The following is a 4,093-nucleotide window of genomic DNA, read 5'->3' as shown; positions in this document are numbered from 1 at the left end:
GCTTCCGCAATAAAGAGCGGTTTGCCAATGCCATTTACTTCCATCTCGGCGGGTTGGATCTTTACCCTGATGGGATTACTAGATGATGGGCGCCCACTCAATCAGGGGAAGAGCCAACAAACTGAAACGCGAAGATCTCATGAGCCTGGAAGAATATGACCAGGCCCGCCCCGAATTTCGGCAGAAGGTCATGGCGCACAAGAAGAACCGACTGGTGCGGTTGAATGAAAATGCCGCGCTGTATTTCGAGGATCAGCTGACGATGCAGTATCAGGTTCAGGAAATGCTGCGTATCGAGAAGATTTTTGACGCACAGGGCATTCAGGAAGAGCTGGATACCTACAATCCCCTGATTCCCGATGGCAGCAACTGGAAGGTCACTTTCATGCTCGAATACCCTGATGTGGAAGAGCGCAAGAAAATGCTGGCGCGCCTCACCGGCATCGAGGACAAAGTCTGGGTGCGCGTGGATGACCTGGAAAAGATATATCCCATCGCCAATGAAGACCTGGAACGTACCACGGAAGAAAAGACTTCCAGCGTGCATTTCATGCGTTTTGAACTGACGGATGAGATGATCGTTGCTGCGAAACAGGGAGCGTCTGTCAGCATGGGTATCGATCATGACGAGTTCACCGTGGAGGTTTCGCCTGTGGCAGTGGAAACCGCGGCTTCGCTGGTGAATGATTTGCGGTAAAGCGTCTGTCCGGGGAGAGCTTTCCGGTGTTCTGCGATCGCGCAGGGCCTTTGCGGGTGCTGTAAAATGCCAGCGATGCATGTACACCGACTTCCCGATTGCACGGACATTCCCCGTCTCTACCGGAAACTGCGCCATTTTCCCTGGGCGTTCTGGCTGGACAGCGGTGGCGGTGAGCATCTGGAATATGGGGGGCGTTATCATATCCTCGTAGCCGACCCGCGTGTCCGCATCATCAGTGAAAACGCGCTGACCACACTTCAGTACCGTGACGGCAGGACAGAAACTACCCGGGAGCCGGTGACCGATGTCATTCGACGGGTACTGCAAGCAGGAAAGGAACACAGCAGTGAACTGCCTTTTTCCGGCGGTGCCGTCGGTTACTTTTCCTACGATTTCGGCCGGCGCCTCGAAGGGCTGCCTGTACAACGGGGTGGAATTCCTGAAGCGGCCATTGGCATCTTCGACTGGGCCATCGTCGTGGATCAGCGCCAGCACAGTTGCTGGCTGGCGGGCAAGGCAGCTGCCATGCCTCCCGAACTTCCGGCGCTGCTGAGCGCACCTGATGACGGGGTGGCCCCTGAATCCGGTGGCATGATCGCGGGTGCGCCGAAACACGAAACCACGCGGCAGCAGTATGACCGGGCATTCGAACGCATTCAGCATTACCTGCGTGAAGGTGATTGCTATCAGGTCAACTATGCGCAGCGATTCAGCGGCTCTTTCAAGGGTGACAGCTGGCCCCTGTACCTGGCCATGCGTGGCGCCAACCCGTCACCCTACGGCGCCTACCTGCCTTTTCCTTTCGGCGACATCCTCAGCTCCTCGCCGGAACAGTTTCTGTCGCTGGAGAACGGGCGGGTGACGACCCGCCCCATCAAGGGCACGCGGCCCCGCAGTGCCGATGAGCGGTATGATCTGCAACTGGTGGAGGCGCTGGAAAACAGCGCAAAGGACCGGGCGGAAAATCTCATGATCGTGGATCTGCTGCGCAACGACCTGGGCAGGGTATGTGTCCCCGGCAGTATCGAGGTGCCCGAGCTGTTCAGGGTGGAGTCCTATCCGACGGTGCATCACCTGGTGAGTACGGTAACCGGCGAGCTGGCCAGGGGAGAAGATGCCCTGAGCCTGCTGGCAGCCTGTTTCCCCGGTGGTTCCATCACGGGTGTGCCCAAGCACCGTGCCATGGAAATCATTCAGGAGCTGGAAGCGTATCCGCGACAGATCTATTGTGGCAGTATTGTCAGGATCGGTTTTGACGGCAACATGGACAGCAATATCGCCATTCGTACCCTGCAGATCGACAGTGGCAAAGTGAGCTATCATGCCGGCGGTGGCATTGTAGCGGATTCGAAACCCGATGAGGAATATCAGGAGAGCCTCGACAAGGCAGCCGCCTTTTTCCGGCTGTTCTCCGCACAACCAGGCGAACTTTGACAAACAGATGACAAGAGACAAGTACAACTGGAAAGAAGCATTGCCTGTCTACGGCCCCCTGGTGCTGCTGGTGCTGGTGGGTTTCGTCTGGGCCTTCCAGTACATCAAGCCTGCACCGCCGGACCACATCGTCATTGCCAGTGGCGAGAAAGGTGGCGCCTACCATGCGTTTGCACTGCGCTATCAGAAACTGCTGAAAGATCAGGGAATCGATCTGCAAATCATCAGTACCCGCGGATCGGTGGAGAACCTGGCATTGCTGAGCCAGGGCAAGGTGGATATGGCCTTCGTACAGGGGGGAGTGCAGGCGAACAAACCCGCCACCGGGCTCCAGGGTCTGGGCAGCCTCTACTATGAACCCCTGTGGCTGTTCCACAAAGCCGGTACGCGGCTCCAGCGCATGCCTGACCTGCAGGGACACAAAGTGGCCATCGGTCCGCAAGGTTCCGGCACCCAGGCGCTGGTCAGACTCCTCATGGAAGAAAATGCGCTGAAGATACCTTCTGTCGAGATGTTGGCCTGGGATTCAGTCAAAGCATCAAAGGCCCTGAAGGCTGGTCAGATCGATGCCGCTTTTTTTGTGGCATCGCCCCGCAGTCCCCTGGTGACCGGTCTGCTGCATGATTCTTCCGTCCGGCTGGCAAGCTTCGAGCGGGCTGATGCCTATGCGCGCCGCCATGATTTTCTCACCGTGCTGACTCTGCCGGAAGGGGCGGAGGACCTGGCCGTGAACATCCCGCCCGAAGAGATCAAGCTGCTGGCGACTACCAGCGATCTGGTGGTGCAGGAGGATCTGCATCCGGGGCTGGTCAGCCTCATGATGCAGGTGGTCGACAAGGTGCACCGGCCGGCCGGCTGGTTCAGCGAAGAAGGGGAATTTCCCAACTACAGGCATATGAGCTTTCCACTGAATGAACAGGCGGAACGCTTCTACCGCAACGGGCCGCCCTTCCTGCAGCGATATCTGCCGTTCTGGGCAGCCTCTCTGCTCGATCGTATGAAGATCATGATTCTGCCGCTTCTGGGCCTGTTGCTGCCACTGTTCAAGGTCGTGCCGCCCCTGTACCGCTGGCGCATGCGTGCACGCATCTATCGCTGGTATGAACAGCTCGAAGAAGTGGACAAGGAATCCGCCAGGCAACAGAAGAAGAGCCGGGCGCATTTGCTGAAAAAACTGGATGATCTGGAAAAGGAGGTGCGGGGTGTCAAGGTGCCTTTGTCCTTTTCCTATCAACTCTACCATCTGCGGCTGCATATCGACTTCGTGCGTGGCAGGCTGCTACGGGATGCCATCGACTCATGAAACTGCTGGACAACAAGACAAAGATCGTTGCAACCATCGGCCCGGCATCTGCGGCGCCGGAGAAGATGGAGGCACTGCTGCTGGCCGGCATGAATGTGGCCCGGCTGAATTTTCCCACGGTGATTTTTCGACGCACGGGCGTAATATAAAGGCGCTGCGGGCGGCTGCAGAACAAACAGGGCGCCGCCTGGCCATCATGGCCGATCTGCCCGGCCCCAAGATACGCGTCGGGGAAATGCTGGATACGGTCCATCTGGTGCGTGGTGATGAAATCATCCTGACCACGGATACGGTGATGGGTGACCGCCACCGCGTATCGGTGAGTCTGCCGCAATTGCCTTCGATCGTGAAGCCCGGTGTGCATCTCTATCTCAACGATGGCCTCATCTCCCTGGAAGTGATCAAGGTGGATGGCAACGATGTGCTTTGCCAAGTTCAGGCGGGTGGTGAGCTGTCATCCCGCAAGGGTCTGAACCTGCCGGGCATCGATCTGGGTTTCAGCGCCTTCACGCCCCATGACAGGAATTGCCTGGAATATGCCCTGACCCAGGGAGTGGATGCCGTCAGCCAGTCGTTCGTCTCGTCTGCTTCCGATATACAGGACCTGCGTGCCGCCATGGAGCAAATGGGCAGGCAGGCCTTTGTGGTTTCCAAGA

The 4,093-nt window shown here is 57.8% G+C and carries 3 protein-coding genes and 1 pseudogene; all 4 read left to right on the top strand.

The features are described 5' to 3' along the window. Positions 1-85 precede the first annotated feature (85 nt). A complete protein-coding gene (locus ACOCD2_RS13570; protein WP_293647674.1) occupies positions 86-697 on the top strand; it encodes a DUF3501 family protein in 612 nt (203 codons plus the stop codon). A 66-nt stretch (positions 698-763) separates the two neighbouring features. Beyond that, positions 764-2,134, top strand: coding sequence for an aminodeoxychorismate synthase component I (gene pabB / locus ACOCD2_RS13565; RefSeq protein ID WP_293680135.1), 1,371 nt, complete (start codon positions 764-766; stop codon positions 2,132-2,134). 7 nt (positions 2,135-2,141) lie between these two features. Continuing rightward, complete coding sequence (locus tag ACOCD2_RS13560) at positions 2,142-3,437, top strand: TAXI family TRAP transporter solute-binding subunit (RefSeq protein WP_293647670.1); 1,296 nt, start codon at positions 2,142-2,144, stop codon at positions 3,435-3,437. Continuing rightward, positions 3,434-4,093 (top strand): annotated as a pseudogene (locus ACOCD2_RS13555) (pyruvate kinase); the annotation flags it as partial. The gene ACOCD2_RS13560 and the pseudogene ACOCD2_RS13555, both read left to right, overlap by 4 nt.

Source organism: Thiolapillus sp., assembly GCF_048562965.1.
GTDB classification, from domain to species: domain Bacteria; phylum Pseudomonadota; class Gammaproteobacteria; order Chromatiales; family Chromatiaceae; genus Thiolapillus; species Thiolapillus brandeum_A.
Note: the sequence above shows the minus strand (reverse complement) of the source record. Positions and strands in the feature narration are given on the sequence as shown.